Here is a 22,386-nt window from a genome sequence, read left to right on the forward strand (position 1 = left end):
GCCGTGGTCGCGGCCTTCACGGTGGTGAACGACCGTCCGTTGACCGTGATCGCCACCAACGAGGAGGCCCGCGCGCGCGGCGTCAAGGCCGGTGAGCTGGTCCGCACCGCCGCCAAGACGCTCGGCGGTGGCGGTGGCGGCAAGGACGACGTGGCCCAGGGCGGCGGCAGCAACCCGGCCGCCGTCGGCGAGGCCATCGAGGCCGTCCGCGCCCTGGTCGCGGAGCGCACCGCCTGATGGAGCCTCAGCTGCCGCACTCCTCGCAGGCCGAGGAGCCGAAGCCCTGGCGCCGGGGTCGGCGGATCGCCGTCGACGTCGGTGACGCGCGGATCGGGGTCGCCTCCTGCGACCCCGACGGGCTGATCGCCACGCCCGTGGAGACGGTCCCCGCCGGGGGCCGCTCCCAGGCGCGGCTCAAGGCGATCGTCGAGGAGTACGAGGCGATCGAGGTGGTGGTCGGCCTGCCGCGCTCGCTCAGCGGCAAGGAGGGCCCGGCGGCCGAGAAGGTCCGCGGCTACGCGGGCCGGCTCGCCGCGCTGCTCGCCCCGGTGCCGGTCCGGCTGGTGGACGAGCGGATGACCACGGTCACCGCGGCCCAGGGCATGCGTGCCTCCGGCGTGAAGGCCAAGAAGGGCCGGGCGGCGATCGACCAGGCCGCCGCCGTGGTGATCCTGCAGAGCGCCCTGGAGGCCGAACGAGTGAGCGGTCGGGCGCCCGGCGAGAGTGTCGTGCCGGTCGGCTGATCAGCCGGTCCTACCGTGTGATCAGGGGCTCGTCCGGACGCGTCCGGACGAGCCCCCATCGCATGTGGGTAGGCCGACACCAGGGGCGACGCGATGGACCAGGACGCGCTGCCCGGCCTGACGCCGGGCCATCTCGGAGCTCCGGCACAGGAGCCGCCGCCGCAACCGCTGCCGCCGCAGGCCGTGAGCCCGGCGGACCACCACGAGGGTGAGCCGGTCACCGGCGCGTTCGGCTGGACCTTCGACACCGCGGACCAGCCGCCGCCCACCGGGCCCGACCGCACCGGCCTGGCCCTCGGGCTGAGCCTGCTGCTGCTCGGGCTGCTGGCCGGGGGTGCGCTGCTGGTCGCCGGCGCGCTCCTCGATCGGACCGCCCCCACCAGGCCGGCCGACTACGCGGGCGGCGGCACCGGCACCGTGCTGGAGGTCTCCGTCCCGCAGGGCGCCAGCCTCACCCAGATCGGCAGGCTGCTGCAGCAGAACGGCGTGGTGGCCAGCGTGCAGGCGTTCATCTCGACCGCCGGTGACAACGCCGGCCGGATCCAGCCCGGCACCTACGCGCTGCGCCACCGGATGTCCTCCTACGCCGCGTTCGGGGTGCTCGACGACCCGGCCAACGCCAATGCGCTGACCATCCCGGAGGGCTTCCGGGCCGGCCAGGTCTACGCCGCGATCGATCAGCGGCTCAGCTTGCCGGCCGGCACGGCGCAGCAGACCGCCGCGCAGCACCTGAGCGAGCTGAACCTGCCCGACTACGCGGGCGGCAACATCGAGGGCCTGCTCTTCCCCTCCACCTACAGCGTGACCAAGGACACCACCGCGCTCGGCCTGCTCCAGGAGATGATCAAGCGCGGCACCGGCGAGTACATGGCCGAGGGCCTGGACCACCCGGTGGTCGGCGGGCTGACGCCCTATCAGGCGCTGGTGCTGGCCAGCCTGGTGCAGGGGGAGTCGGACAACCCGGACGACATGGCGAAGGTGGCCCGGGTGATCTACAACCGGCTGGCCCGTTCGATGCCACTGCAACTGGACTCCACCATCAACTACGCGCTGGGCCGCAGCACGCTGCACACCTCGGTCACCGACACCCAGCTGGACTCGCCGTTCAACACCTACCGGGCGCCCGGTCTGCCGCCCACCCCGATCGACAACCCCGGGCACGACGCGCTGCACGCGGCCCTGCAGCCCTCGCCCGGGGACTGGATCTACTTCGTCACAGTCCGCCCGGGGGACACCAGGTTCACTGACAGTGAGCAGCAGCACCGCAAGAACGTCGACGAGTTCAACGCCTACCAGGCCAAGCACGGTGGCTCACCCAGTGGTTCTCCCGGCGACTCACTCGGCGTGAGCGGTCGCTGACCACGCCGATCGGGCACGCAGCGCGAGGATGAGGGGCGGGGGGAGTACCGTGCGGTACGGTAACGTCTCCCCCCAGGCGCTGCGCTTAGCACGCCGGTTCGAGATACTGCCGGGACGCCGTCCCGGACGGTCGGTCCGATCAACCGTCCGTCTCCGTCGGCCTAAGGGAATCGATGACTGAACTGGGTCGGGGCTACGGCTCCCAGCCGTGGCACCCCGCCGAGCCCGGCTACGGTGAGCAGCCGCAGCGGGCCGCCTCCCCGGGCGACCAGGAGTACCTCCCGCAGGATCCGTACGGGCAGGGGCACCAGTACCCGGTGCAGGGCCAGGAGCAGTACGGCCAGCAGCAGACGTACGTGCCGATGGATCCGTACGCGCAGCAGCAGTGGCAGCAGCAACAGCCGCAGTTGCCGCAGCAGCAGGGCTACCAGCAGTACCCGCAGCAGGGCGGCTATCCGCAGCAGAACGGGTACGCCCAGCCGCAGGGGTATCCGCAGCAGGGCGGCGGCTACCAGCAGCAGGTCCCGCAGCAGCAGGTTCCCCAGCAGCAGTTCCAGCAGCAGGCTCCGCAGCAGCAGTTCCCGCAGCAACAGGGCGCTCAGCAACAGCAGTTCCCGCAGCAACAGGGCGCTCAGCAACAGCAGGCCGCTCAGCAGCAGTTCGGGCAGCCGCGATTCGTCCAGCAGCAGGCTCCGCAGCAGCAGGCTGGCCAGCAGCAGTTCCCGCAGCAGCAGGTCCGGCAGCAGCAGCCGGCCGGTCCCGGTCCCGACGGTATCGACTGGGAGGCCGCGGCCGCCGCCCTGGACGCGCCCGCCGAGCCGGGCGCCGAGGAGCACTACGCCGAGGACGGCGAGTACGACGAGGCCGAGTACGCCGAAGGCGAGTTCGCCGAGGACGGCGAGTACCCGGAGCACGCCGAGGACGACTACGCCGACGGCGAGGAGCAGCACGACTCCTTCCTCGGCGCGGAGGACACCAGCGACGAGGCCCTGGCCAAGCGCAAGGCGAAGGGCAAGAAGACCGGCCGCCGCAACGGCGGCGCCTGCCTGCTGGTGGCCCTGGTACTGCTCGGCGGCATGGGCGGTGCCGGCTGGTGGGGCTACGGCTTCTACCAGCGCACCTTCGGGCCGCCGGCGGACTTCAAGGGCGCCGGCACCGGCAAGGTGCAGATCCAGATCCCGGACGGAGCCTCGGCCAGCCAGATGGCGCAGGTGCTGAAGGACGCGGACGTGGTGAAGAGCACCGGCGCCTTCAACAACGCCTACACCAAGGCGAACAAGCCGATCCAGCCGGGCTACTACGACATGCAGAAGGAGATGTCCGGCGACTCGGCCGTGGCGCTGATGATCAGCGAGGCCGGTGGCGATTCGCTGATCATCCCCGAGGGCAAGAAGGCCTCGGACATCTACGCGATGATCGACACCAAGCTGAAGCTCGCCCCGGGCAGCACCGCCGCCGCGGAGAAGGCGAACGCGGCCAACCTGGGTCTGCCCGCCTACACGGGCAACAACCCCGAGGGCTTCCTGTGGCCGACCAAGTACTCGGTCGCCCCGGGCATGAAGCCGGAGGACCTGCTGAAGCAGATGGTCAGCAACGCGCTCAGCCAGTACTCCCAGCTCAACCTGGACAGCGCGGCCGCGTCGATCGGCCTGAAGAACGCGTACGACGTGATCACCGAGGCGAGCATCCTGCAGGCCGAGGGCAACAACGTCGCCGACTTCGGCAAGATGGCCCGGGTGATCCAGAACCGCCTGGCCAACCAGCCCGACGTGCACCACACGCTGGGCATGGACACCACGCTGCAGTACGCGGTCGGTTCCAAGACGCTGACCGAGGCGCAGATCAACGACGGCTCGAACAAGTACAACACCTACATCAACCCGGGCCTGCCGCCGACCCCGATCTCCAACCCGGGCGCGGACGCGATCCAGGCGGTGCTCAACCCGACTCCGGGCAACTGGCTGTTCTTCCTCGCGGTCAGCCCGACCGAGACGATCTTCTCCGCCTCGGGGGACGACTTCAAGAAGAACGTCAAGGACTACTGCACCCAGCACGGTCAGACCTACAACGCGTCGCGTCAGACCTGTAATTGACCGGTCGCGCCCGATCGGCCGTGCCTGATCACCGAAACTGCACCTGCCCTGAAGAGGCCCCGTGATGACCAACCGGCCACGCCGTGCCGCCGTGCTCGGCTCGCCGATCGCCCACTCGCTCTCGCCGGTGCTGCACAACGCGGCCTACCGGGCGCTGGGCCTGGACGGCTGGGAGTACGGCCGCTTCGAGGTGGACGAGGCCGGCCTGCCCGGCTTCCTCGCCGACCTGGAACCGGGCGGCTGGGCGGGGTTCTCGCTGACCATGCCGCTGAAGCGGGCGGTGATCCCGCTGCTGGACGAGGTGAGCGCGACGGCGCTGGCGGTGGACGCGGTGAACACCCTGGTGTTCGAGGCGGACGGGCGGCGCACCGGGGACAACACCGATGTGCCGGGCCTGGTCGCGGCGTTGCGCGAGCGCGGCATCGAGCGGGTGCCGGCGGCGGCCGTGCTGGGGGCGGGCGCCACCGCCGCCTCCGCGCTGGCCGCGCTCGGCCGGCTGGGGGCGGGCGAGGTGACCGTGTACGTCCGCGGTCCGCAGCGCGCGCGGGAGATGAGCGAACTCGGCGAGCGGCTCGGGGTGGCGGTGCGCACCGCCGACTGGGAGTACGGCGCCGAGGCGCTGGCCGGCCCGCTGACCATCGCCACCACGCCGGTCGGCGCCACCGATGCCTTCGCGGCGCGGCTGACCGCCACCCCCGGTGCCCTGTTCGACGTGCTCTACCACCCCTGGCCGACGCCGCTGGCGGCCGCCTGCGCCGAGCGCGGGGCGACCGTGCTCGGCGGTCTCGACCTGCTGGTCCACCAGGCGGTGCTGCAGTGCGAGCGGTTCACCGGCGTCACCCCGGGCCCGCTGGCCGCGATGCGGGCGGCGGGCGAGGCGGCGCTGGCGCAGACCCGGGCCTGACCGTCCCGGCCGGTCGACGGTCCGTCAGGACAGCGGGGTTGACGGACCGTCAGTGCGCCGAGCGCGGCGCGCGGCCGCGCAGTACGGCTATCAGCCCGGTCAGTGAGACCACCGCCCAGACGCCTTCGAGCAGCAGGAACCCCCACTGGGCGGTGAGCGCGGCCTGGGTGGCCAGGATCGCCGAGCCGCAGAGGTTGAGCAGCAGGTAGCTGCGGGCCCGGGCGTCCAGCCGGCCCCACTGGGCCAGCGCGAACGGGATCAGGATGAGAATCGAACCGAGGACCTGGACGAGCTGCTCCATGGCGGCACCCTCCTACCGGGTTGCGTCGTCTTGTCGGTCCGGGTACGGCGCGTCTCGTCCGGTGGCCGCGGTGCCGCGGTCGCCTTCCATTGTGCCCCAGCCGGTCAAGGGTTCGAAAGCCTGGGTGGAACAGGCCAGGTCAGCGATGGGACGCGACTGTCCGCTCCCCGGACCGCGGCCCGTTCGCGTTCGCGAACGTGAAAGGATCGGAGCAGGGCTCGACAGGTGCGGGCCCGCAGACCGAACCCTGGCCGGGAGCGCGGTGCGAGTGCCGCGACCGGACCGCTGACGAAGGAGCACCGTTGGGTACGTTGCGCTGGCTCACGGCGGGGGAGTCGCACGGCCCCGCCCTGGTCGCCACCCTGGAGGGCCTGCCCGCCGGCGTGCCCGTGACCACCGCCGCCGTCGCGCAGGCGCTGGCCCGCCGCCGGCTCGGCTACGGGCGCGGCGCCCGGATGAAGTTCGAGCAGGACGAGGTCACCTTCCTCGGCGGGGTGCGGCACGGCGAGACCATGGGCAGCCCGGTGGCGATCATGGTCGGCAACACCGAGTGGCCCAAGTGGGAGCAGGTGATGTCGGCCGACCCGGTCGACCCCGAGATCCTCGCCGGCCTGGCCCGCAACGAGGCGCTCACCCGCCCCCGGCCCGGCCACGCCGACCTGGCCGGCATGCAGAAGTACTCGATCGACGAGGCCCGCCCGATCCTGGAGCGCGCCAGCGCCCGGGAGACCGCCGCCCGGGTCGCGCTCGGCGTGGTGGCCCGCTCCTTCCTGAAGGAGACCTGCGGCATCGAGATCGTCTCGCACGTGGTGGAGCTGGGCGCCGCCAAGGCTCCGGGCGGCGTCCTGCCGCTGCCCGCCGACGAGGCCCGGCTCGACGAGGACCCGGTGCGCTGCCTGGACGCGGACGCCGCCAAGCGGATGGTCGCCGAGATCGACCAGGCCCACAAGGACGGCGACACGCTCGGCGGTGTGGTCGAGGTGCTCGCCTACGGCGTGCCGGTGGGCCTGGGCTCGCACGTGCACTGGGACCGTCGCCTCGACGCGCGACTGGCCGCCGCGCTGATGGGCATCCAGGCGATCAAGGGCGTCGAGGTCGGCGACGGCTTCGAGCTGGCCCGGATCCCCGGCTCGCAGGCGCACGACGAGATCGTGCCGACCCCGGACGGTGTCAGGCGCGCCTCGGGCCGCTCCGGCGGCACCGAGGGCGGGCTGTCCACCGGTGAACTGCTGCGGGTGCGGGCCGCGATGAAGCCGATCGCCACCGTGCCGCGCGCGCTGCGCACCATCGACGTGCGCACCGGCGAGGAGGCCAAGGCGCACCACCAGCGCTCCGACGTCTGCGCGGTGCCGGCCGCCGGCATCGTCGCCGAGGCGATGGTCGCGCTGGTGCTGGCCGACGCGGTGAGCGAGAAGTTCGGCGGCGACCACGTGAGCGAGACCCGGCGCAACGTCCAGGGCTACCTCGACCACCTGATCGTCCGATGAGCGGTCCCAAGGTCGTCCTGGTCGGCCCGCCCGGTGCGGGCAAGAGCACGGTGGGCCGGCTGCTCGCCGAGCGGCTCGGCTGCGCCTTCCGGGACACCGACGCCGACATCGAGCAGCGTGCGGGCAAGCCGATCCCGGAGATCTTCATCGAGGACGGCGAGCCGCACTTCCGCGCGCTGGAGGCCGCGGCGGTCGCCACCGCGCTGGCCGACCACGACGGCGTGCTCGCGCTCGGCGGCGGTGCGGTCATGGCCGACGCCACCCGGGCGCTGCTGGCCGGACGCCCGGTGGTCTACCTGGAGGTGGCGTTGCACGACGCCGTCAAGCGGGTCGGCCTGGACGCCCCGCGCCCGCTGCTCGCGGTCAACCCGCGCCAGCAGTGGCGCGAGCTGATGGAGCGTCGCCGCCCGCTCTACCTGGAGGTGGCCGCCGCCGCGGTCGCCACCGAGGGGCTCACCCCCGAGCAGGTCGCGGACGCGGTACTGACCTCCCTGAATCCGACATCCGGTCTGGAAACGAAGGACGCATGAGCACCGACACCGTCACCATCCACGTCGGCGGCGCGGCCGGCCACGCCCCGTACGACGTGCTGATCGGGCATCAACTGCTGGGCGAGCTCAGCGGGTTGATCGGCAATCAGGCCAAGCGGGTGGCGATCATCCACCCCGAGGCGCTGGAAGCCACCGGCGAGGCGATCCGCGAGGACCTGGCCGGCGAGGGCTACGAGGCGATCGCGCTCCAGGTGCCGAACGCCGAGGACGCCAAGAGCGCCGAGGTGGCCGCCTACTGCTGGTCGGTGCTCGGGCAGACCGGCTTCACCCGCTCCGATGTGATCATCGGTCTGGGCGGTGGCGCGACCACCGACCTGGCCGGTTTCGTCGCCGCGAGCTGGCTGCGCGGCGTGCGCTGGATCGCGATGCCCACCACGCTGCTCGGCATGGTCGACGCGGCGGTCGGCGGCAAGACCGGCATCAACATCGCCGAGGGCAAGAACCTGGTCGGCGCCTTCCACCCGCCGGCCGGCGTGCTGGCCGACCTGGCGACCCTGGAGACCGTGCCCAAGCACGACTACGTCTCCGGCCTGGCCGAGGTGATCAAGTGCGGTTTCATCGCCGATCCGGTCATCCTCGACCTGGTGGAGGCCGACCCGGAGGGTGCCAGGACCCCGGCGGGCCCGCACACCGTGGAGCTGATCCGGCGGGCCATCCAGGTCAAGGCCGACGTGGTCTCCGGCGACCTCAAGGAGTCGGGCCTGCGGGAGATCCTCAACTACGGCCACACCCTGGCCCACGCGATCGAGCGCAACGAGCGGTACAAGTGGCGGCACGGCGCGGCGGTCTCGGTCGGCATGGTCTTCGCCGCCGAACTCGGCCGGCTCGCGGGCCGGTTGGACGACGAGACGGCCGACCGGCACCGCGCCGTGCTGGCCTCGGTCGGCCTGCCGCTGAGCTACCGGGCGGACGCCTGGCCGAAGTTGCTCGACGCCATGAAGGTCGACAAGAAGTCGCGTGGTGACCTGCTGCGCTTCATCGTGCTCGACGGCCTGGCCAAGACCTCGGTGCTGGAGGGCCCGGACCCGTCGTTGCTGGTCGCGGCCTACGCGGAGGTCTCCTCGTGAGCCGCGTCCTGGTGCTGAACGGCCCCAACCTCGGCCGGCTCGGCAGCCGCGAGCCGGACGTCTACGGTGCCACCTCGTACGCGGGCCTGGTCGAGCGCTGCACCACGCTCGGCAAGGAGCTCGGCTTCGAGGTCGAGGTCAAGGAGACCAACTCCGAGCAGCAGATGATCGAGTGGCTGCACTGGGCGGCCGACGAGCAGACGCCCGTGGTGATCAACCCGGGCGCGTTCACCCACTACTCGTACGCGCTGCGCGACGCGGCGGCCCAGCGCACCGCGCCGCTGATCGAGGTGCACATCTCGAACCCGTACGCGCGCGAGGAGTTCCGGCACAACTCGGTGATCGCCGCGATCGCCTCCGGCACCATCGCGGGCTTCGGCCTGGGCTCCTACGAGCTGGCCCTGCGCGCCCTGGCCGAGCAGCTCACCACCCGCTGACCTGGCCGGTGAGAAGGCGCGCAGTAAAGCTGAGCTGGGCTCTCGGCCGGGCCGCCGTGTAATCTCCCCGGCGGGAGGTGTGTCGTGACGCAGCAGTACGCCGGGGGGATGCCCCCGCGCCCGGCAGTGCCGCCACCGGTGCCGGGCGCGGCGCCGGCTCCCGCCCACCCCCTGACGGCAAGTCAGCCACCGCCGCCCGGCACGGTCCCGCTCAGGGCGCCGGTCGGCGCCCCGAGCGCGGCGGTCCCGCCCAGCGCGACCGGGCACTTCGTGATGCCCACCGGCGCCCCGGTCCAGCGGCCGACCGTCGCCGCCCAGCAGCAGACCGGTCCGCTCGCGGTGCTGCTGATCGGACCGGCCGGAGCCGGGAAGACCACGGTCGCCCGGCACTGGGCCGAGCGCCGCCCCACCCCCACCGCGCACATCAGCCTGGACGACGTGCGCGAGTGGGTGCAGTCCGGCTTCGCCAGCCCGCAGTCCGGCTGGAACAACGACTCCGAGGCCCAGTACCGGCTGGCCCGCCGCACCTGCGGCTTCGCCTGCCGCAACTACCTGGCCAACGGGATCTCCTGCATCATCGACGACGCGGTCTTCCCCGACCGTCCGGCGATCGGCCTGGGCGGCTGGAAGCGGCACATCGGCCCCGGGATGATCCCCGTGGTGCTGCTGCCCGGCCTGGACACCGTGCTGGCCCGCAACGCCCGGCGCAGCGGCCGACGGCGGCTCAGCGACGAGGAGGTGGCACTGATCCACGGCCGGATGGCGGGCTGGTACAACTCCGGGCTGCCGATCATCGACAACTCCCAACTCGACGTCACCGCCACCGCCGAGACGCTGGACCGGGTGATCGCCGCCCGGCTGGCCGGCCAGCCCGTCCGCTGAGGCGTCCAGCCCCTGAGAACGCACAGCCCTTGAGAACTGAGAGCCCCCGCATGCCCGAAGGCCACATCCTGCACCGGCTCGCCGCCCAGCACCGGGCTGCCTTCGGCGGCCGCCCGGTCGCCGTCGCCAGCCCGCAGGGCCGGTTCGCCGACGGCGCCGGGCTGGTCGACGGGCAGTTGTTGCGCGGCGCCGAGGCCGACGGCAAGCACCTCTTCCTGGAGTTCGACGAGGCCTGGCTGCACATCCACCTCGGCCTCTACGGCGTGTTCACCTTCGGCCCGGCCCCGGCTCCCGCCCCGGTCGGCCTGATCCGGCTGCGGCTGGCGAACGAGGCGCACTACGCCGACCTGCGCGGCCCGACCACCTGCGAACTGCTCACGCCCGCCGAGAAGGACGCCGTGCACGCGCGGCTGGGCCCCGACCCGCTGCGCGCCGACGCCGACCCGGACCGGGCCTGGCAGCGGATCGCGCGCAGTCGCAGCACCATAGCCGCGCTGCTGATGGACCAGAAGGTGCTGGCCGGGGTGGGCAACGTCTACCGCGCGGAGGTGCTCTTCCGGCACGGCATCGATCCGCACCGGGCAGGGCGCGAGCTCACCTCGGCCCAGTGGCGGCTGATCTGGCACGACCTGGTGGAGCTGATGCGGGCCGGCGCCGAGATCGGCCGGATCGACACCGTCCGCCCCGAGCACACGCCCGAGGCGATGGGCCGCCCGCCCCGGGTGGACGACCACGGCGGCGAGGTCTACGTCTACCGCCGGGCCGGGCAGCCCTGCCTGGTCTGCGGCAGCGAGGTGCGCACCGAGGAGCACGCGGCCCGCAACCTCTTCTGGTGCCCGCGCTGCCAGCGTTCCTGACGGATCGTCAGGCAGGCGCCGTGACCGGCGCGGCCGCCGGCTTGCCGCCCAGCGCCGCCAACCGCCGCAGGCAGGCCCGCCGCTGCACCAGGGAGAGTCCGGCGACCGCCGTGCCGAGGGCCAGCCAGCCGACCGGTCCGGCCGCGAGCACCACGCCGGTCAGCAGCGGCGGCCCGACCGACTTCTGGATGGACTGCGCCATGCCCGCCACCCCCAGGTAGGAGGCCCGGGCCCGGGCGGGCGCCAGCGACACGGCCAGCTCCCAGGAGCTGACCGAGCGCATCAGCTCGGCCATGGTGACCAGCGTCGCCGCGGCCAGCAGCGCCACCGAACCGGTCCAGGCCCCGCTCCCGGTGCCGACCGCCAGGACCACGCAGCAGGTGAGCATCAGCAGACCCAGCAGCGTCACCGCCCGGGCCGCCCGCTGGGCGCCCTCGGCCCGGGCCGACACCCGCAGCTGCAGGACCACCACCAGGACGGTGTTGAGCACCAGGCAGAGCGGGACGAAGGCGTGCGGCGCCGAGGTGTGGTTCACCAGCCAGAGCGGCAGGCCCACGTTGAGCAGCGAGTCGTCCAGGCTCATCGGGATGTCGAGCAGCACGAAGAGCAGGTAGCCGCGGTCGCGCCAGGGGCTCGGCGCGGGCCCGGGCGGCTCCGCCGGCACCTCGGCACCGGGTGGGGCCACCGCGCGCTCGCCGGCGCTCGGCTCCCGGGTGAGCCGGACCAGTGCTGCGGCGACCGCGTACGACAGTGCGTCGGCCAGGATCAGCGCCCGATAGGCGTCCCGGCTGCCCACGGCCAGGCCGATCGCCGCGATCCCCGCACCCAGCGCGATGCCGGCGTTCCCCGCGCTGCGGGACAGCGCCTGGTAGGTGGCCCGCCGTTCGCCCCCCACCCGGGTGGCGAAGAGCATCTCCAGCGTCTTGGCCGCCCGCTCGCCCAGGCAGGTGACGGCGACCACGGGCAGCAGCGCGCCGAAGCCGGTGCACGCCAGCAGCAGGCCCATGGTCCCCAGCCGCACCAGGTGACAGGCGATCAGCAGGCCGCGCACCGGCAGCCGCTCGGCCAGCCGGCCCGCCAGTGGCGACCCGGCGATGCCCGCCACCGCGGCGGCGCCGAGCAGCACCCCCACCTGCTGGGCGGTCAGCCGGCAGACGAAGGTGAAGTACAGCACCGAGGCCGCGCCCCACACCCCGGTCCCGGTCCGGTCCAGGAACTGCGCGAGCAGCATGATCCGGGCGTCCCGCCCACCCGGCGGCCGGCGCAGCTGCGCCACCAGTCCGTTCTCACCCCGCCGCATGGCCAAGCCCCCGCTCCGATCCGCGCCCGGTCACCCCCGAGGCGAGCACGCAGCAGCTTGGCCGACACATATCTTGATGTCAAGATATTTAAGTTCGACAGACCGGTCAGGCGCGGCCCTCGATCGCCCCGGTCACAGCCGTTTCACCGGTGCCAGGTAGACCCGCAGCCGGGTGCGGTGCCACCAGGCCCCGGTGGCCCGCCGCTCCGGCCAGGTGGTGAACCGGTAGCGGTAGAGCACCGCCCGCACCTGGGCGGGCGGCGCGTGCGGGAACGGGTTGTGCCGCAGCAGCCGCAGCGTCGCCCGGTCACCCGCCAGCAGCCGCTCGGCGAACGGCCGCAGCCACGGGCGCGCGTACGCCGGGGAGATCCCGGCGAACCACATCAGCCAGTCCAGCCGCAGGTGGTAGGGCGCGAACTGGCGCGGCCGCCGCCGCACGTCCCCGGGCTTGCCGCGGAACTCGTACTCCCGCCACACCGTGGTCGGCGTCAGCCGCTCCTCGTCGGTGCCCTCGACGACCACCTCGAAGCGGATCCGGTTGATGCTGCCGAACGCGCCGTAGGTGTTCACCAGGTGCAGCTGGTTGAACGAGTAGTTCATCAGCTGACCGCGCGACAGCAGGTTGCGGGCCGGCCGGTAGCTCAGCCAGAGCACCAGCGCGGTCGCGCCCAGCACCAGCACCTCGTACCAGAGCGGTGCCCGCGCGGTGGCCAGGTGTCCGGCACCGGGCAGCCGCAGCGCGCCGAAGGCCAGCGTGATGGTCAGCCAGTTGAGCCAGGCGAAGTTGCCGGAGGCGACCAGCCAGAGCTGGGTGACCACCATCGCGCCCGCCGCCCAGGAGGCGATCGGCTGCGGGGTGAAGAGCAGCACCGGCAGGCCCAGCTGGGCGAGGTGGTTGGCAGCCGCCTCGACCCGGTGCAGCGGCATCGGCAGGTGGTGGAAGTACCAGCTCAGCGGCCCGGGCATGGGTTGGGTCTCGTGGTGGTACCGCAGGCAGGTCAGGTCCCGCCAGCAGCGGTCGCCGCGCAGCTTGATCAGCCCGGCCCCGAACTCGACCCGGAAGAGCAGCCAGCGGAACAGGAAGAGCACCAGGACCGGGGGAGCGACCTTCGCGTTGCCCAGGAACACGGCCAGGAACCCGGCCTCCAGCAGCAGCGACTCCCAGCCGAAGGAGTACCAGGTCTGCCCGACGTTGACGATCGACAGGTAGAGCAGCCAGAGCAGCGCCCAGAGCAGCATCGAGGCCCAGAGCGGCACCAGGTCCGCCAGCCCCGCCGCCACGGCGGCCGCGAGCGAAGCCCCGCCCCAGGCGACGACAGCGAAGCCGCGGTCCGAGTAGCCGAACTGGAAGAGGCTCGGCGCCTCCCAGAAGGTGCGGTGGCGCAGATGGCGCGGCACCGGCAGCATGCCCCGCGAGCCGATCAACGCCCGGAACTGCCGGGCCGCCGCCAGGAAGCCGACCAGGTAGACGACGGCCAGCAGCCGCAGCAGCACCAGCCGGCTGAGCGCGTACCCGGGCGCCGTGAACCACTCCACCCGCCCATCTGACCACCGCCGCGCCCGGCTCGCGGCCCACCGCGCCGCAGCGATGCGCCAAGCCACCGCCACGCCGCCCGGCCCAGCAGAACGGGCGCCCGGGGCCCCGGCTGCCTAGGCTTCCTGACATGTCTGATGCGCACGCGGCCCGCCGGGAACGGCTGAGCCAGTACTGCAGCGCGGGCGGCGCGGACGCGGCGCTGATCACCAAGGCCGCAAACGTCCGCTACCTCACCGGCTGTGCCCCGTGCGGCGCGACCCTGCTGCTCACCCGCGAGCGCGCACTGCTGGTGCTGCCCGCCGAGCTGCCGCCCGACGACACCGGCGAGCACCCCTACGCCGCCGAGCTGCCGCACCTGGTGGCCGGGCCGGACCAGGACACCGCAGAGGCCGCCGCCGAGGCCGCCGCCCGCCTCGGAGTGGCGGACCTCGCGGTGGAGGAGCACGACCTGACGGTCAGCCGGCACCGGGCGATCGCCGAGCGGGTCGGCGGCGCCCGGCTGGCCGACCTGCAGCGCGCGGTGGAGCGGCTGCGGGTGGTCAAGGACGAGCGGGAGATCGCCGAGCTGCGGATCGCCGCCGAGATCGGCGACCAGGCGCTCGGCGAGCTGCTGGAGTCGATCCTGGTCGGCCGCACCGAGCGGCACCTGGCAATGGAGCTGGAGCGCCGGATGATCGACCACGGTGCGGACCGGGCGGGCTACCCGGTCTCGGTCGGCACCGGCAGCCACTCGGGCCGCGGCGCCCACCAGCCGACCGACCGCCGGGTCGAGGAGGGCGACTTCCTGACCGTCTCGCTCGGCGCCCAGTACCGCGGCTACTCGGTCTGCACCACCCGCACCTTCGTGATCGGCGCCGCTCCGGCGGCCTGGCAGGTCGAGCTGCACCGGTTGGTCTTCGAGGCCCAGCGGGCCGGCCGCGAGGCGCTGCTCCCGGGCGTGCCGGGCAGCGCGCCGGACCGGGCGGCCCGCGAGGTGCTACTGGCCGGTGGCCATCAGGAGGACCTGCCCAGACCGTTCGGGCACGGTGTGGGCCTGGAGGTGCGGGAGGCGCCGCAGCTGGGACCCGCCGAGATGGGTAAACTGGACAATCGCGTGCCGGTCACCGTCGGCCCAGGGGTACACCTCCCGGGCCGTGGCGGGGTCCGGATCGAGGACACGCTCGTGGTGCGCCCCCTCGAAGAGGGCGGTCCCGAGCTGCTCACCATCACCACCAAGGAGCTCCTCGCCCTGTGACCACCGGTCCCGGTGGGGGCAGGCGCGCACCCTTGGTTCCTTGACAGCTATATCCAGGAGTAAGTGCGCCCGTGGCTTCCACGAACGATCTCAAGAACGGCATGGTCCTCAAGCTCGACAACGACCAGCTCTGGTCCGTCGTCGAGTTCCAGCACGTCAAGCCGGGCAAGGGCCCCGCCTTCGTGCGCACCAAGCTCAAGCACGTGCTGAGCGGCAAGGTTGTCGACAAGACGTTCAACGCGGGCACCAAGGTCGAGACCGCCAATGTCGACAAGCGCGGCATGCAGTTCTCGTACAAGGACGGCGAGCAGTTCGTGTTCATGGACATGGACACCTACGACCAGCTGATGATCGGCCCCGAGGTCGTCGGCGACGCCGCCAAGTACCTGCTGGAGGGCTTCGAGGCCCTGGTCGCCGTGCACGAGGGCGCTCCGCTCTACATCGAGCTGCCGGCCGCCGTCGAGCTGGTCATCGAGTTCACCGAGCCCGGCCTGCAGGGCGACCGCTCCACCGGCGGCAGCAAGCCCGCCCGCCTGGAGACCGGTGCCGAGATCCAGGTCCCGCTCTTCATCAACCAGGGCGAGAAGATCAAGGTCGACACCCGTGATGGCAGCTACCTCGGCCGGGTGAACAAGTAACCGTGGCGTCCGCACGCACCAAGGCGCGCACGCACGCCTTCCAGATCCTCTTCGAGGCCGACGGCCGGGGCGTCGACCCGCTGTCGGTACTCGCCGGCTGGGTCGCCCGGGCCCGGGAGCCCAAGCCGGACGAGGGTGTGCCGCAGGTCGGCGAGTACACCATGCAGCTGGTCGAGGGCTACGTGAAGCACGCCCGCCGGATCGACGAGCTGATCTCGACCTACGCGGTCGGCTGGACGCTCGACCGGATGCCGGCCGCGGACCGCAACGTCCTGCGGCTCGGCGCCTACGAGCTGATCTGGGAGGACGGCGTCCCGGACGCGGTCGTCCTGGACGAGGCGGTGGAGATCGCCAAGGAGTTCTCCACGGACGACTCGCCGGCCTTCGTGAACGGGCTGCTGGCCCGCTTCATGGAGCTCAAGCCGTCGATCCGCCGGGATCTCTGAACAGCGCGCTCATGCCCTTCGATGGCCGTCGGACCTTCCGGTCCGGCGGCCATTACGCATATCTTGTTACTGATCAGTAGCTAACCCGAAGGGCGCCGCTCCCATGACCAGAGTGACCACTGCGACCACCGCGACCGTGCTCGACAGCGAGTTCGACCGGGCCATCGCCCTCGAACCGGACCCCGACCGCGCCGGGCACCACCTCGGTGAGCTGGGCGCCGGCTGGCAGATCGGCGGCGGGATCAACGGCGGACTACTGCTGGCCGTGGCCGCCAACGCGCTGCGCCGGGAACTGCCCGGGCACCCCGATCCGCTCTCGATCAGCTGCTACTACCTCTCCGCCTCGGTCCCCGGCCCGCTCTCGGTGCGCACCGAGACCGTCCGGCGGGGCCGCACGCTCTCCAACGCGACCGCCTCGCTCCACCAGCGGGACGCGGACGGCACCGAGGTCGAGCGGCTGAGAGTGCTGGCCGCTTACGGCGATCTGGCCGCGCTGGACGGCGAGGTGCGCACCTCGGCCGTCGCGCCCGAGCTGCCGCCGGTCGAGCGGTGCATCGGCATCGAGCACGCCCCGCCCGGGCTGCTCGACCAGGCCGCCCTGCTGGAGCGCTTCGACCTGCGGCTGGACCCCGGCACGGTCGGCTGGGCGGTCGGGCAGCCGGCTCAGCTGGGCCGGATCCAGGGCTGGTTCAAGCTGGCCGACGGGCGCGAGCCGGACCCGCTCTCGCTGCTGCTGGTCGCCGACGCGCTGCCGCCGGTCACCTTCGACCTCGGGATGCCCGGCTGGGCCCCGACCATCGAGCTGACCGTGCACCTGCGCGCCCGGCCGGCCCCGGGCTGGCTGCGGGTCAGCCACGCCACCCGGAACCTGGCCGGCGGCCACTTCGAGGAGGACTGCGAGATCTGGGACTCGACCGGCCGCCTGGTTGCCCAGTCGCGCCAGCTGGCCCGCGCGCCCCGCGCACAGGCCTGACGCCGCGCACGCCCGGGCGCACGCCGGGAGTGCGCAGACGCCGACGGCGCGGTCCCCCGGGACCGCGCCGTGACGTTTCTTCAGTTGCCGAAGGGGCGAGCGGGTCAGCTCGCGTCCTCCTCGCGCACCGCGCGGCGGGCGTCAGAGTTCAGCACGCCCCAGCTGATCAGCTGCTCGGTGAGGATGGACGGCGACTGGTCGTAGATCACGGCCAGCGTGCGCAGGTCGTCCTGGCGGATCGAGAGCACCTTGCCGTTGTAGTCACCGCGCTGCGACTGGATGGTCGCGGCGTAGCGCTGCAGCGGGCCGGCCTTCTCGGAGGGGACCTGGGTCAGTCTCTCCAGGTCCAGCACCAGGCGCGGCGGCGGCTCGGCCGCGCCGCCAGGGGTGCCGCCGGGCAGCAGCTCCTGAACCGGGACGCCGTAGAACTCGGCCAGTTCGGCCAGCCGCTGCACCGTCACAGCACGGTCGCCACGCTCGTAGGAGCCGACGACGACCGCCTTCCAGCGCCCCTGGGACTTCTCCTCGACGCCGTGCAGGGAGAGACCCTGCTGAGTGCGGATAGCTCGGAGTTTGCCTCCGAGCTGCTTCGCGTAGTCGCTGGACATTGTTCTCCCCGGACGAGAAATTCTTGATCATGTCGGTCACGGGGGGAGCGAGGGATGGCCCGGCTTCCCAAGGCGTCCTACCGGTGGGTTCGACGTCTATTCCGTAACTCACTGTGAGGTTACGTAGAGTAAGGTAGCTCCGTCAAGCCGAATGGGGCAGCCGTGCGAATGGTCTGCTACCTGTACGTGAACACGACACAAAGGGTGTCGGGCGGCCCATGATCGCCCTGGTAGCATGGACGCGGCTCGCGCCACGTTCGGGCGGCCAACACTTTCAGACATCCTTTAAGGCCCGTCCAGTGAGGCGGGGAAGGAGGTCCGCTTCGGCATGACCACACAGACTGACGCTCCCCGTCCGCCCCACCAGGTGCTGGACGGCGCGGACATCGCCCGGGTGATCACCCGGATCGCGCACGAGATCGTCGAACGCGCCAAGGGCGCCGACGATGTGGTGCTGCTCGGCATCCACACCCGCGGTGTCCACCTCGCCCGCCGGCTGCACGCCAGGCTGACGCAGATCACCGGCCGCGAGATCCCGCTCGGCACGCTCGACATCACCATGTACCGGGACGACCTGCGGCTCAAGCCCGCCCGCGCCCTGGAGCACACCGAGATCCCGGCCGGCGGGATCGACGGCAAGCTGGTGATCCTGATCGACGACGTGCTCTTCTCCGGCCGCACCATCCGCGCCGCACTCGACGCGCTCGGCGACATCGGCCGGCCCCGCGCGGTGCAACTCGCCGTCCTGGTCGACCGCGGCCACCGCGAGCTGCCGATCCGCGCCGACTACGTGGGCAAGAACCTGCCCACCTCGCTGCGCGAGGCCGTGCAGGTCCGGCTCTCCGACGCCGACGGCATGGACGCCGTGCTGGTCGGCGACCGCGACTACGCCGCCCGCAGCTCGCAGGCTCTGGCCGCCCCCACCCTCCCGGAGTAGAAGCACCGTGATGCGCCACCTCGTCTCCGCCGCCGACCTCAGCCGCGACGACGCGCTGCTGATCCTGGACACCGCCGAGGAGCTGGCCCAGCTCTCCGGACGGGCCGTCAAGAAGCTCCCCACGCTGCGCGGCCGCACCGTCGTGAACCTCTTCTTCGAGGACTCCACCCGCACCAAGACCTCCTTCGAGGTCGCCGAGAAGCGCCTGAGCGCCGACGTGATCAACTTCGCCGCCAAGGGCTCCTCGGTGGCCAAGGGCGAGAGCCTCAAGGACACCGCGCTGACCCTGCAGGCGATGGGCGCCGACGCGGTCGTGATCCGGCACCACGCCTCCGGCGCCCCGGCCCGGCTGGCCCAGTCCGACTGGCTGCACGGCAGCGTGATCAACGCCGGCGACGGCACCCACGAGCACCCGACCCAGGCCCTGCTGGACGCCTTCACCATGCGTCGGCACCTCAACCCGGGGCTGGGCAACGATCTCGCCGGGCGCCGGATCACCATCGTCGGCGACGTGCTGCACAGCCGGGTGGCCCGCTCCAACGTGCTGCTGCTGCAGACCCTGGGCGCCCACGTGACCTTCGTGGCCCCGCCCACGCTGCTGCCGATCGGCATCAAGAACTGGCCCTGCGAGGTCTCCTACGACCTGGACGCCGCGCTCGCCAAGACCGACGCGCTGATGATGCTGCGGGTCCAGCGCGAGCGGATGAACGCCGCGTTCTTCCCCACCGAGCGCGAGTACTCGCGCCGCTACGGCCTGCACGCGGGCCGCCTGGCCAAACTGCCCGAGCACGCCATCGTGATGCACCCGGGTCCGATGGTGCGCGGCATGGAGATCACCGCCGAGGTGGCCGACTCGCCGCGCTGCACCGTGGTCGAGCAGGTCGCCAACGGCGTGTCGATCCGGATGGCCGTGCTGTACCTCCTGCTCGGCGGCGCCGTCTTCACCGACAGCCCCGCCGAGGCAGCCCGCACCGAAACACGTACCGAGACGAACGAGGCCGCCCAGTGACCAGCTACCTGATCCGCAACGCCCAGCTCCTCGGCGGCCCCGCGCAGGACATCCACATCGCCGACGGCGTGATCCGCGAGATCGGCACCGGCCTGGCGATCGAGGCCGACGTCGACATCGACGCGCACGGCCTGATCGCGCTGCCCGGCCTGGTCGACCTGCACACCCACCTGCGCGAGCCGGGCCGGGAGGACGCCGAGACGGTGCTGACCGGCACCCAGGCCGCCGCCAAGGGCGGCTACACCGCCGTGCACGCGATGGCCAACACCTTCCCGGTCGCCGACACCGCGGGCGTGGTCGAGCAGGTCTGGCGGCTCGGCCAGGCCTCCGGCTACTGCGACGTGCAGCCGGTCGGCGCCGTCACGGTGGGCCTGGAGGGCAAGAAGCTCGCCGAGCTGGGCGCCATGCACGACTCCGCCGCCGGAGTGCGGGTCTTCTCCGACGACGGCAAGTGCGTGGACGACGCGGTGATCATGCGCCGCGCGCTGGAGTACGTGAAGGCCTTCGACGGCGTCGTCGCCCAGCACGCGCAGGAGCCCCGGCTCACCGAGGGCGCCCAGATGAACGAGGGCCAGGTCTCCGGCGAGCTCGGTCTCGGCGGCTGGCCGGCCGTCGCCGAGGAGGCGATCATCGCCCGTGACGTGCTGCTCGCCGCGCACGTCGGCTCCCGGCTGCACGTCTGCCACGTCTCCACGGCCGGCTCGGTGGAGCTGATCCGCTGGGCCAAGGCCAAGGGCTGGGACGTCACCGCCGAGGTGACCCCGCACCACCTGCTGCTCACCGACGAGCTGGTCCGCAGCTACGACCCGGTCTACAAGGTGAACCCGCCGCTGCGCACCGCCGAGGACGTGCACGCGCTGCGCGAGGCGCTGGCCGACGGCACCATCGACGCGGTGGCCACCGACCACGCCCCGCACCCGGCGGAGGACAAGGACTGCGAGTGGGCGGCCGCCGCGATGGGCATGGTCGGCCTGGAGACCGCGCTCTCGGTGGTCCAGCAGGCGATGGTCGAGACCGGCCTGCTGAACTGGGAGGGCGTGGCGGACCGGATGTCGCACCGCCCCGCGCGGATCGGCCGGCTCAGCGGGCACGGACGCCCCGTCTCGGTCGGTGAGCCGGCCAACCTGGTGCTCTTCGATCCCGCGTACCGTGGCACCGTGAATCCGGACAGCTTCGCCACCCGCAGTCGCAACACTCCCTACCGCGGGCTGGACCTGCCCGGTCGGGTGCACGCCACGTTCCTGCGCGGGGCGGCCACCGTGCTGGCCGGCGAGCTGGTCGAGCCGGGCGAGCTGGCGTGAACGGCACCGAGCTGGCCGTCATGCACAAGGCGCAGGTGCACAACTGGCCCGACTACATCGGCTGGTCGGTCGGCCTGCTGATCGTGGTCGCGGTCGTCTACTGGCTGATGCGCCAGGGCTGGAACTGGCGCCGCACCCTGCAGTCCGATCTTCCGGAGCTGCCCGCCGTGCCGAGCGAGATCGGCACACCCATCCTGGAGAGCAGCGGCCGCTACCACGGCAGCACGACCGCCGGGAACTGGCTCGACCGGGTGGTGGCCCACGGCCTGGGCAGCCGGAGCCTGGCGGAGCTGACGCTGACCGAGCGCGGGCTGCTGGCCCGCCGCCCGGGGGCCGAGGACCTCTGGCTGCCCGTCGAGGACCTGACGGGTGCTCGGACCGACTCCGGCATCGCCGGCAAGGTCGTGCCGTCCGGGCTGCTGGTGGTCGGCTGGCAGCTCGCCGGCACCGCGCTGGACTCCGGATTCCGGCTGGACCGCCCGGACGAGCACGCGGCCTGGGTCACGGCCGTGGCTCAACTCGCAACACGTACGACGAAGACGGAAGGCGTAACACCATGACCGCACCTGCCCCCACCACGCCGCGCCCCTGGCGGGAGCGTGTGCCTGCCGTGCTGGTCCTGGAGGACGGTCGAACCTTCCGCGGCCAGGCCTACGGCGCGACCGGCGAGACCTTCGGCGAGGCGGTCTTCAACACCGGCATGTCCGGCTACCAGGAGACCCTGACCGACCCGTCCTACCACCGCCAGGTGGTGGTCATGACGGCTCCGCAGATCGGCAACACCGGCTGGAACGACGAGGACGACGAGTCCAAGCAGATCTGGGTGGCCGGCTACGTGGTCCGCGACCCCGCCCGGGTGCCCTCCAACTGGCGTTCGCGCCGCTCGCTGGACGCCGAGCTGGCGACCCAGGGCGTGGTCGGGATCAGCGGCATCGACACCCGCGCGCTCACCCGCCACCTGCGCGAGCGCGGGGCGATGCGGGTCGGCATCTTCTCCGGCGAGCGGTTGGCCGAGCCGGCCGAGCTGCTGGCCCGGGTGCTTCAGGCCCCGGAGATGAAGGGCGCCGACCTGTGCGCCGAGGTCGCCACCACCGAGCCCTACGTGGTGCCGGCGATCGGTGCGAAGCGTTTCACCGTCGCGGCCCTGGACCTCGGGATCAAGGCGATGACCCCGCAGCGGATGGCCGAGCGCGGCATCGAGGTGCACGTGCTGCCGGCCAACTCGACCGTCGAGGACCTCTACGCGGTCGACCCGGACGGCGTCTTCTTCTCCAACGGCCCGGGCGACCCGGCCACCGCCGACCACCAGGTGGCGGTGCTGCGCGAGGTGCTGAGCCGCAAGACCCCGTTCTTCGGGATCTGCTTCGGCAACCAGATCCTCGGCCGGGCGCTGGGCTTCGGCACCTACAAGCTCAAGTACGGCCACCGCGGCATCAACCAGCCGGTGCAGGACCGCACCACCGGCAAGGTCGAGGTCACCGCGCACAACCACGGCTTCGCCGTGGAGGCACCGCTGGACCAGGTGAGCCAGACCCCGTTCGGGCGCGCCGAGGTCTCCCACGTCTGCCTGAACGACGACGTGGTCGAGGGCCTGCAGTGCCTGGACACGCCCGCCTTCAGCGTGCAGTACCACCCCGAGGCGGCGGCCGGTCCGCACGACGCCGCCTACCTGTTCGATCGGTTCGTAGAGCTGATGACCCGCACCACCGCAGGGAGCTGACC

Annotated in this window: 24 protein-coding genes and 1 riboswitch; of the genes, 20 read left to right on the forward strand and 4 right to left on the reverse strand. The window is 72.5% G+C overall.

Going from position 1 to position 22,386, the window contains the following annotated elements; genetic code table 11:
• From P3T41_RS34330 to P3T41_RS34350, 5 genes are all read left to right on the forward strand, one after another.
• A partial coding sequence (locus P3T41_RS34330) for a DHHA1 domain-containing protein (RefSeq protein WP_280694562.1) occupies window positions 1-237 on the forward strand: 237 nt, incomplete at its 5' end.
• The gene (gene ruvX, locus P3T41_RS34335; RefSeq protein ID WP_280694563.1) at window positions 237-743 is read left to right on the forward strand and encodes a Holliday junction resolvase RuvX; all 507 of its coding nucleotides are present in this window, start codon (window positions 237-239) and stop codon (window positions 741-743) included. The genes P3T41_RS34330 and ruvX, both read left to right, overlap by 1 nt.
• Before the next feature lie 93 nt (window positions 744-836).
• Window positions 837-2,102 (forward strand): endolytic transglycosylase MltG, encoded by a 1,266-nt coding sequence (mltG, locus tag P3T41_RS34340; RefSeq protein ID WP_280694564.1) that lies wholly within the window; start codon window positions 837-839, stop codon window positions 2,100-2,102.
• A gap of 173 nt (window positions 2,103-2,275) precedes the next feature.
• Window positions 2,276-4,195, forward strand: coding sequence for an endolytic transglycosylase MltG (gene mltG, locus P3T41_RS34345; RefSeq protein WP_280694565.1), 1,920 nt, complete (start codon window positions 2,276-2,278; stop codon window positions 4,193-4,195).
• 64 nt (window positions 4,196-4,259) lie between these two features.
• Window positions 4,260-5,099, forward strand: coding sequence for a shikimate dehydrogenase (locus tag P3T41_RS34350; RefSeq protein ID WP_280694566.1), 840 nt, complete (start codon window positions 4,260-4,262; stop codon window positions 5,097-5,099).
• Window positions 5,100-5,148: 49 nt separating this feature from the next.
• Here P3T41_RS34350 and P3T41_RS34355 read toward each other — a convergent pair whose 3' ends face one another.
• Window positions 5,149-5,400, reverse strand: coding sequence for a hypothetical protein (locus P3T41_RS34355; protein WP_280694567.1), 252 nt, complete (start codon window positions 5,398-5,400; stop codon window positions 5,149-5,151).
• 19 nt (window positions 5,401-5,419) lie between these two features.
• Window positions 5,420-5,484: riboswitch (guanidine-III (ykkC-III) riboswitch) on the reverse strand.
• Window positions 5,485-5,702: 218 nt separating this feature from the next.
• Here P3T41_RS34355 and aroC point away from each other — a divergent pair.
• The 6 genes from aroC to P3T41_RS34385 all read left to right on the forward strand — a co-directional run bounded on the left by aroC (window position 5,703) and on the right by P3T41_RS34385 (window position 10,681).
• Window positions 5,703-6,887 (forward strand): chorismate synthase, encoded by a 1,185-nt coding sequence (aroC, locus tag P3T41_RS34360; protein WP_280694568.1) that lies wholly within the window; start codon window positions 5,703-5,705, stop codon window positions 6,885-6,887.
• Complete coding sequence (locus tag P3T41_RS34365) at window positions 6,884-7,417, forward strand: shikimate kinase (protein ID WP_280694569.1); 534 nt, start codon at window positions 6,884-6,886, stop codon at window positions 7,415-7,417. The genes aroC and P3T41_RS34365 overlap by 4 nt, the downstream gene beginning before the upstream one ends.
• Window positions 7,414-8,505: a 3-dehydroquinate synthase gene (gene aroB, locus P3T41_RS34370; RefSeq protein WP_280694570.1), complete on the forward strand. Its 1,092-nt coding sequence runs from the start codon at window positions 7,414-7,416 to the stop codon at window positions 8,503-8,505. Before P3T41_RS34365 ends, aroB begins: the two co-directional genes overlap by 4 nt.
• The gene (gene aroQ / locus P3T41_RS34375; RefSeq protein ID WP_280694571.1) at window positions 8,502-8,942 is read left to right on the forward strand and encodes a type II 3-dehydroquinate dehydratase; all 441 of its coding nucleotides are present in this window, start codon (window positions 8,502-8,504) and stop codon (window positions 8,940-8,942) included. Before aroB ends, aroQ begins: the two co-directional genes overlap by 4 nt.
• A gap of 108 nt (window positions 8,943-9,050) precedes the next feature.
• Entirely contained in the window at window positions 9,051-9,824 is a 774-nt protein-coding gene (locus P3T41_RS34380; RefSeq protein ID WP_280694609.1) for an AAA family ATPase, read from the forward strand.
• A gap of 50 nt (window positions 9,825-9,874) precedes the next feature.
• Window positions 9,875-10,681 carry a DNA-formamidopyrimidine glycosylase family protein gene (locus P3T41_RS34385; RefSeq protein ID WP_280694572.1) on the forward strand — a complete coding sequence of 269 codons (807 nt, stop codon included), beginning with the start codon at window positions 9,875-9,877 and terminating at the stop codon, window positions 10,679-10,681.
• A 7-nt stretch (window positions 10,682-10,688) separates the two neighbouring features.
• Here P3T41_RS34385 and P3T41_RS34390 read toward each other — a convergent pair whose 3' ends face one another.
• Complete coding sequence (locus P3T41_RS34390) at window positions 10,689-11,981, reverse strand: MFS transporter (protein ID WP_280694610.1); 1,293 nt, start codon at window positions 11,979-11,981, stop codon at window positions 10,689-10,691.
• 132 nt (window positions 11,982-12,113) lie between these two features.
• On the reverse strand, window positions 12,114-13,517 hold the full coding sequence (locus P3T41_RS34395) for a lipase maturation factor family protein (RefSeq protein ID WP_280694573.1): 1,404 nt from the start codon (window positions 13,515-13,517) through the stop codon (window positions 12,114-12,116).
• A gap of 128 nt (window positions 13,518-13,645) precedes the next feature.
• Between P3T41_RS34395 and P3T41_RS34400 the strand changes: the two genes are divergently transcribed.
• From P3T41_RS34400 to P3T41_RS34415, 4 genes are all read left to right on the forward strand, one after another.
• Entirely contained in the window at window positions 13,646-14,752 is a 1,107-nt protein-coding gene (locus P3T41_RS34400; RefSeq protein ID WP_280694574.1) for an aminopeptidase P family protein, read from the forward strand.
• Window positions 14,753-14,823: 71 nt separating this feature from the next.
• Window positions 14,824-15,390, forward strand: coding sequence for an elongation factor P (gene efp, locus P3T41_RS34405; RefSeq protein ID WP_280694575.1), 567 nt, complete (start codon window positions 14,824-14,826; stop codon window positions 15,388-15,390).
• A 2-nt stretch (window positions 15,391-15,392) separates the two neighbouring features.
• Window positions 15,393-15,836: a transcription antitermination factor NusB gene (gene nusB / locus P3T41_RS34410; protein ID WP_280694576.1), complete on the forward strand. Its 444-nt coding sequence runs from the start codon at window positions 15,393-15,395 to the stop codon at window positions 15,834-15,836.
• 103 nt (window positions 15,837-15,939) lie between these two features.
• Window positions 15,940-16,809: a thioesterase family protein gene (locus P3T41_RS34415; RefSeq protein WP_280694577.1), complete on the forward strand. Its 870-nt coding sequence runs from the start codon at window positions 15,940-15,942 to the stop codon at window positions 16,807-16,809.
• Window positions 16,810-16,913: 104 nt separating this feature from the next.
• Here P3T41_RS34415 and P3T41_RS34420 read toward each other — a convergent pair whose 3' ends face one another.
• The gene (locus P3T41_RS34420; RefSeq protein WP_035840801.1) at window positions 16,914-17,417 is read right to left on the reverse strand and encodes a transcriptional regulator; all 504 of its coding nucleotides are present in this window, start codon (window positions 17,415-17,417) and stop codon (window positions 16,914-16,916) included.
• A gap of 328 nt (window positions 17,418-17,745) precedes the next feature.
• Here P3T41_RS34420 and pyrR point away from each other — a divergent pair, with 328 nt between their 5' ends.
• From pyrR to carA, 5 genes are read left to right on the forward strand one after another with little or no spacing between them, the layout of a single operon-like run.
• Window positions 17,746-18,354 carry a bifunctional pyr operon transcriptional regulator/uracil phosphoribosyltransferase PyrR gene (gene pyrR, locus P3T41_RS34425; RefSeq protein ID WP_280694578.1) on the forward strand — a complete coding sequence of 203 codons (609 nt, stop codon included), beginning with the start codon at window positions 17,746-17,748 and terminating at the stop codon, window positions 18,352-18,354.
• Between the two features lie 7 nt (window positions 18,355-18,361).
• Window positions 18,362-19,363, forward strand: coding sequence for an aspartate carbamoyltransferase catalytic subunit (locus tag P3T41_RS34430; protein ID WP_280694579.1), 1,002 nt, complete (start codon window positions 18,362-18,364; stop codon window positions 19,361-19,363).
• Complete coding sequence (locus tag P3T41_RS34435) at window positions 19,360-20,664, forward strand: dihydroorotase (RefSeq protein ID WP_280694580.1); 1,305 nt, start codon at window positions 19,360-19,362, stop codon at window positions 20,662-20,664. Before P3T41_RS34430 ends, P3T41_RS34435 begins: the two co-directional genes overlap by 4 nt.
• Window positions 20,665-20,684: 20 nt before the next feature.
• Window positions 20,685-21,224 (forward strand): hypothetical protein, encoded by a 540-nt coding sequence (locus P3T41_RS34440; RefSeq protein WP_280694611.1) that lies wholly within the window; start codon window positions 20,685-20,687, stop codon window positions 21,222-21,224.
• Entirely contained in the window at window positions 21,221-22,384 is a 1,164-nt protein-coding gene (gene carA, locus P3T41_RS34445; protein ID WP_280694581.1) for a glutamine-hydrolyzing carbamoyl-phosphate synthase small subunit, read from the forward strand. The genes P3T41_RS34440 and carA overlap by 4 nt, the downstream gene beginning before the upstream one ends.
• The last annotated feature ends 2 nt before the right edge of the window (window positions 22,385-22,386 follow it).

This window comes from Kitasatospora sp. GAS204B, assembly GCF_029892155.1.
Lineage (GTDB): Bacteria > Actinomycetota > Actinomycetes > Streptomycetales > Streptomycetaceae > Kitasatospora.